Genomic DNA, 6680 nt, shown 5'->3' with positions numbered 1-6680 from the left:
CTCCTCGTCGCTTTCGTCGCGGCGTACCTGCGAGAGTCCGTGGACACCATACTGACCAACGACGCGGGTCTGCTGACAATCCAGACGAACGACTCGCCGCACACGCGAGAGCTCCGCGATCTGCGTCCGCAGCTCGTTGAGGCGGTGGGCGCGGGGTTCGACCATCGTTAGCGCGCGTTGGGCGTTTTTGAATCCGCGAGGTCACCGCGCCGACCTTCACGTTCAATACGCGACTGATCGCCTAGATCGAGTTGCCTTCGCAATACCGGGCGGCAGCCTGTTGGCGCACCGATTCCAGACAAACATGCCGCGTCGCTTCGGGTGTGTGCCGGTGATAGCATTCACGGCAAAGAGAGGTCTGCTTGCCGTTGGCTCTGCCGTTCTCAACCATCCAATTGGAACCGCAGTGTGGACACCGAACGTCGTGACGATACGAACGAGGACGCGCCATGAGCGATGCCACCGTAGTGATCCACCGGAGGCATCACAGCAATCTCATCACGGAGCAGGAACACCCGCCGCCACATCAATTTGCCGAACCCGCATGCGCCATGCTAGCGTTAGACACTAACAGTTCCGCCGGGGCTGGCAGTGCCTCTGATTCGCCGCCAGTAAGGGGGTCCTGACCATGAACGCCGACCGCTTCTCGCGTCTGGCACTCACCTTCGACGACGTCCTCTTGGTTCCCCAACGCTCCCACGTCCTCCCAGCGACCGTCGACACGAGAACTCGGCTCACCCCCCAAATCGCCCTGAACATCCCGATCATCAGCGCCGCGATGGACACCGTCACCGACGCCAACCTGGCAATCGCCATCGCCCGCGAAGGCGGTATCGGCATCATCCATCGGAACTGCTCCATCGAGGAGCAAGTGACGATGGTGGACAAGGTGAAACGGTCCGAGAGCGGGATGATCGTCGATCCGATCACGCTGCGACCGACCCAGAGCATCCGCGAGGCGCTCAGCCTCATGGAACGATACCGCATCGGCGGGTTCCCGATCACCAGAGAGGACGGCACGCTCATCGGGATCGTTACCAACCGCGATCTGAAATACGTGCCCGACGTGGATCGTCCGGTGACCGACGTGATGACGTCCGAGAGGCTCATCACGGCGCGCGAGTCCGTCACGATGGACGAGGCGAAGAGCCTTCTGCAGCAGCACCGGATCGAGAAACTGCCCATCATCGACGATCAGCGCATCCTCAAGGGCCTCATCACGATCAAGGACATCGACAAGGTCATCGAGTACCCGAACGCCTGCAAGGATTCGCAGGGACGGCTGCGCGTCGGAGCCGCCGTCTCCGCGCCCGCACCGACCGACGAGGTCGATGCCTTGGTGAACGCCAAGGTGGACGTCATCGCCGTCGATACGGCGCACGGACACTCGCTGAACGTCGTCGAAACCGTCGGGAAGATCCGCGCGCGCTACCCGGACCTGCCGATCATCGCCGGCAACGTCGCAACCGCCGAAGCCGTCCGCGATCTCGTCGCTGCGGGCGCGTCGGCGGTGAAGGTGGGCATCGGTCCCGGCTCCATCTGCACGACCCGAGTGGTCGCGGGTGTCGGCGTGCCGCAGGTGTCTGCGATCAGCGAATGCGCTGAGGAAGCGGATCGTCAAGGGGTTCCCATCATCGCCGACGGAGGCATCCGCTACTCCGGCGACATCGCCAAAGCCATCGGCGCGGGGGCTCACTGCGTCATGATCGGTTCCCTCTTCGCAGGGGCGGAGGAGAGCCCCGGCGAGACCGTCATCTATCAAGGACGCAGCTTCAAGGTCTACCGCGGGATGGGCTCGCTGAGCGCGATGCGGTCACGGGGGGGCAGAGAACGGTACTTCCAGGGCGACGTCGAGCTGCGGAAGCTCGTGCCGGAGGGTATCGACGGACGCGTTCCCTACAAGGGGCGGCTGAGCGACCTGACCTATCAGCTCGTCGGTGGGCTTCGCTCTGCGATGGGCTACTGCGGCAGCCCGGACATCGAGCACTTCCGCAAGCACGCGAAGTTCGTCCGACAGACCGTCGCCGGCGTGCGCGAGAGCCATCCGCACGACGTCATCATCACCGAGGAAGCCCCGAACTACTCGATCACGACCAACTAGCGGCGAGGGAGCGACGTGCGACGCGATGAGAGACTCCATCCGCTGTCGTGGGGCCACCACCACGGTTTCGTCTTCGCCAGGCGATTGTCGCGCGCCGCTGACGCGCCCATCGACGCGCACCTGCAAGCCCTAGTCACCGAGTTCTGGCGCGACGACCTCAATCCCCACTTTACCGCAGAAGAGCGCTGGCTCGTTCCCGCCCTCGAAGCCCACGGCGAACTGCCGCTTCGTGCCCGTCTGCTCGAAGAGCACGCCGCGCTGCGATCCGCCTATGGTCGCATCGTGCAAGCCTCTGACGCCGGCATTGGTACGCGCGAGCTCGCCGGCTTCGCCGAAGCGCTGACGCGGCACATCCGGTTCGAGGAACGCGAGCTATTCCCAGCTATCGAAGCCCTTCTCGACGGCGCCGAGCTCGACCGCATCGGAACGGCTCTCGCCCAAGCTCTGCCCAAGCGCGATGCGCCGATACCCAGTCTCCAAGCGCTGTTCTCCCAATAGACATAGGGGAACCCCATGATCCGCGTCGGCTGCATGTCTCTCTCCTACCGCGACATCTGGCAACCGGGCGGCACGAACCTCTGGCGCTTCCTCGAACTCGCCACCGAGATGCGACTCGACGGCGTCGAGCTCCACTCGAGCGCCCTGCCGGACACGGAACCGGCGACGCTCCGACGCGTCCGGCAGGAAGCCATCGCGCGCGGGCTGACCATCACTTACCTGGGCATCAGCAACAACTTCGGGAAGTCGGGCGACGCGCTCAAGGCAGATGTCACCGCGACGAAGCGCTGGATCGACGTCGCCGCCGAGCTCCGTCTGCCCATGGTGCGCGTCTTTGCGGCTTGGATTCCCGACGGCGAGGACGAGGAGGCAGTCTGGAGCCGCCTGCTCGACTCGATGGGCGAGGTCGCCCGACACGGCGAGGAGCGCGGTGTCGTCGTCGCGGTTCAGAACCACAACCACGGCTGCCTGACGCGCACCGGCTCCGACGTGCTCCGCATCCTCGACACGGTCAACAACCCCTACCTCAGCCACATCCTCGACACGGGGCAGTACGTCGGCTCCCCCGGCGCATCGGGAGCCGACAAGGGTCGTCCCGCCGAGGAGATCATGTACGCCAGCATCGCGCAGACTGCCCCACGAGCCGTTCACGTCCGGTCGAAGTTCTACCGTGTCTCGACTGGAGAGGAACGCTGGCTCGACTACCCGCGCATCCTCGGGATTCTGCGGGATGTCGGCTACAACGGCTTCATGTCGGTCGTCTACGAGGGATGGGACGCGGAACCGTCCACGACCGCCGTGCCGAAGGCGGTCGCCTACCTGCGCCGCGTCGTCGCCGAGAGCGGCATGTAGCCCCAGCGGATTCGTTGACGGCTGACGCCGACTCTCCTATACTGCCCTCCGCTTCGCCGACGCTTCCTGCGTGAGGGCATCCGTGGCATCCGTTTCCGTCCGCGAGGTCTCCAAGCGGTTCGCGCACGTCGACGCGCTGAAGGGCGTCTCCATCGACGTGGACGACGGCGAGTTCTTCTGCCTGTTGGGTCCCTCCGGCGCGGGCAAGACGACGCTGATGCGCTGCATCGCCGGACTCGAAACACTCGACGCGGGCGATGTCCTCATCGACGGACGACCCGTGGTCGATGTGCCGCCATCCCAGCGGAACGTCGCCATGGTGTTCGAGAGCTACGCCCTCTACCCCCACATGACCGTCATCGAGAACCTCATGTACCCGCTGCGCGAGCGGCGCGTGCCAACCGACGAAGCACGCAGGCGCGCGGAGCGCGTCGCGGCGACGCTGGGCATCGAGCACGTGCTGGGCAGGCTGCCGTCCACCTGCAGCGGCGGAGAGATGCAGCGCGTCGCCATCGGTCGAGCCATCGTGCGACCCGCCGACGTGTACCTGTTCGACGAGCCGCTGTCGAACCTCGACGCGCAGCTCCGGGACGCCATGCGCGCCGAGCTCAAGCGGCTCCATCAGGAGATGGGGAGCACGCTCATCTACGCGACGCCGGACCAGCTCGAAGCCCTCACGATGGCGGATCGGATCGCCGTCCTGAAGGAGGGGTCCGTCGTCGAGATCGAGACGCCGGAGCGCATCTACTTCGATCCCAAGCGGTTGTTCACCGCGAGCTACGTCGGCGATCCGCCCATGAACCTGCTGCCGATCACAGTCCGAGGCGATGGAACCGTGACAGCGGACTGGCTCGCCGGAGCGAGGCTGAACCGAAGCCTGCCGGCAGGAGGCTGCCAGATCGGGTTCCGACCGGAAGACGTGCGCTTCGGAGAGGCTTACAGTGCGAACAGCGCGGACGGCATCGAGTTCCGCGCGTCGATCTATGCCGTCGAGCCCTGCGGCGACTACGAAGTCGTCACGCTCGCCGCAGGAACTCACCACGTCAAAGCGATCGCTCCCGCCGGTTCGTCCCACCGGGCGGGCGGGGGTTCCGTGCACGCGTGGGCGAGCGACGACCGTATCTACGCGGTCGATCCCGCCTCAGAACAGATGATCCCTCGGTCACTCCGAGACTCCTCGGATCGTGAGGGACGAGAAAGGACCTAGGATGCGGAATCTGCGAATGCGTCGAGCCCTCTGGGTCGGCAGCCTACTCGCTGTTGTTGCCCTCGCGCTGTCGCCCGTGGGCTGCAAGCGCGACAAGGCGAAGGCTCCCCAAGCTCCGGTCGTGCTGAAGATGACGGGCCCAGATTGGGGTCCGACCAAACTGATGGCGGACATCTCGAAGGACTTCACCGCCTACGCGACGGAGACCCTCGGACATCCCGTCCAGATCGACTTCGAGGGAATCCCGTGGAGCAGCTACTACGAGCGCCTCGCAGCCGCCCTCGCCGCTGGCGACCCGGCGTATGACCTGTTCGTCTCGGACAGCCAGTGGATCGGGGCGTTCGCGGCGAGCGGCTACATCGTCGAGTTGAACCCGTACATGGACCAGGACCCGGCGCTCAAGGCGATCCTCGACGGGATGGACCCAGCCCTCCGGGCCGCCTACTGCGCGTATCCCGAAGGTTCCCAGACCTACTACGGGTTCCCTCAGGAAGCCGACGTGAAGGGCTTCATGATCCGCAAGGACCTCTTCTCGCATGAGGGCGAACGCCAGGCGTTCCGCAAGAAGTACGGATACGACCTGCCCCAGACCTACGAGGAGTTCGACGACGCCGATTGGGTCCAGGTGCGCGACTTCGCCGAGTTCTTCACGCGCAAGGCGGGGCAGACGCTCGCCGGAGAGAAGCTCGCCAACGACTTCTTTGGGATCGCGCTTCCCTACAGCAAGTCCTACGACTTCCTCAGCATGGGGTGGTACCTGACGCTCTACAACTGGGGCGGGGACATCTGGGACTGGGATACCCACAAGGTGAGCGGCGTGCTCAACTCGCCGGCAGCCGTCGAATCGCTCACGTTCTACCGCGATCTCCTCAAGTTCCAGCCACCGGGCGCGACGAACTACGACTTCGACGGAATCAACAACGCCGTCGCCCAGGGCGTTGTCGCCATGGCGATCAACTGGATCGCCGTCTGTCCGCCGCTGTTCGACGCAACGACATCGAAGGTCGCCGACAAGCTGATGGTCGCGGTTCCTCCGGGTCACAAGGGCAAGGATGGCGTTGCCCGTCGCGCGTTCAACCTGGGTGGACAGCCGTTCGTCGTCGGCTCCAAGACGCAGCACATGGACGATGTGCTCGCTTACATCAAGTGGTGGTTCCAGGAAGAACAACAGCGCCGGTTCGCGCAGGGCGGCGGACTTCCGTCGGTGACGGCGATCGTCTCCAGCGAGGAGTTCCGCTCGCAGTCACCGTGGACGCGCGCCTTCTCCGACTCAATCCCGTACCAGCGAGACGTGTGGAAGAACCCGTCGTTCTTCGAGATGCTCACGGTCCAGCAGGAGGAGCTCCACGCCGTCATCTCCGGCGACAAGGACCCCAAGACGGCGCTCGACACGGTCGCTCAGAAGCAGGATGAGATCCTACAGCGTGCCAGTGGAGCCCACTGAGCGGGATCGGGGAAACTCTGCGTGAGCCGAGCCCACAACCCGGCGAAAAGTGACGACCGCGCGGCCGTTCGCCGGGGCTCCAGCCGCGACGCCCGTCTTGCCGTCTGGCTGCTCGCGCCGACGGGCGCGCTGCTGATCGGGATGTTCGTCTTTCCGCTCCTCTGGTCGCTGGGGCTCAGCTTCTACGATTACTCCGCCCTGAAGCCGCAAGCGCCCGTCTTCACCGGCGTGGCGAACTACGCGGCGCTGCTCTCCAACGCCTACTTCTGGCGGCGGTTCGTGACGACGGGCGTCTTCGTGCTCGGTACGGTGACGCTCCAGTTTGCCATCGGGTCGGGACTGGCGTTCCTGCTGCGCGACGACTTCCCAGGCCGCAAGCTGGTCGTCTCGCTCCTCCTCGCGCCGATGATGATGGCTCCCGTCGCCGTCGGCGTCTTCTTCGGGTTCATCTACGAACCGACGTTCGGCATTCTCAACTTCGCCACGCGGACGCTCTTCGGCTGGCAGGTGCAGTGGTTCGACCGCCCCGTGCCCGCAATGATCGCCGTCATCCTTGCGGACACGTGGATGTGGTCGCC

At 65.2% G+C, this 6680-nt stretch carries 6 protein-coding genes; all 6 read left to right on the top strand.

Annotation, left to right across the window (positions count from 1 at the left end; all coding sequences use genetic code 11):
* The first annotated feature begins 628 nt into the window (after positions 1-628).
* Positions 629-2101, top strand: coding sequence for an IMP dehydrogenase (gene guaB / locus FJZ36_17195; GenBank protein MBM3216636.1), 1473 nt, complete (start codon positions 629-631; stop codon positions 2099-2101).
* 15 nt (positions 2102-2116) lie between these two features.
* A complete protein-coding gene (locus FJZ36_17190) occupies positions 2117-2599 on the top strand; it encodes a hemerythrin domain-containing protein (protein MBM3216635.1) in 483 nt (160 codons plus the stop codon).
* A 15-nt stretch (positions 2600-2614) separates the two neighbouring features.
* Positions 2615-3451, top strand: coding sequence for a sugar phosphate isomerase/epimerase (locus tag FJZ36_17185; GenBank protein ID MBM3216634.1), 837 nt, complete (start codon positions 2615-2617; stop codon positions 3449-3451).
* A gap of 70 nt (positions 3452-3521) precedes the next feature.
* A complete protein-coding gene (locus FJZ36_17180) occupies positions 3522-4658 on the top strand; it encodes an ABC transporter ATP-binding protein (GenBank protein ID MBM3216633.1) in 1137 nt (378 codons plus the stop codon).
* 1 nt (position 4659) lies between these two features.
* Positions 4660-6102: an extracellular solute-binding protein gene (locus FJZ36_17175; GenBank protein MBM3216632.1), complete on the top strand. Its 1443-nt coding sequence runs from the start codon at positions 4660-4662 to the stop codon at positions 6100-6102.
* Positions 6103-6123: 21 nt separating this feature from the next.
* On the top strand, positions 6124-6680 hold a 557-nt coding region (locus FJZ36_17170), incomplete at its 3' end, for a sugar ABC transporter permease (GenBank protein MBM3216631.1).

The sequence above is a fragment of the Candidatus Poribacteria bacterium genome (assembly GCA_016866785.1).
Classification (GTDB): domain Bacteria; phylum Poribacteria; class WGA-4E.
The sequence above is the reverse complement of the archived record's forward strand: the minus strand, read 5'-3'. Positions and strand labels throughout refer to the sequence as shown.

Excerpts from the sequence above, each read along its gene's own strand:
- FJZ36_17175 (MBM3216632.1), top strand. The coding sequence starts at position 4,660 with ATGCGGAATCTGCGAATGCGTCGAGCCCTCTGGGTCGGCAGCCTACTC.
- FJZ36_17185 (MBM3216634.1), top strand. The coding sequence starts at position 2,615 with ATGATCCGCGTCGGCTGCATGTCTCTCTCCTACCGCGACATCTGGCAA.
- guaB (MBM3216636.1), top strand. The coding sequence starts at position 629 with ATGAACGCCGACCGCTTCTCGCGTCTGGCACTCACCTTCGACGACGTC.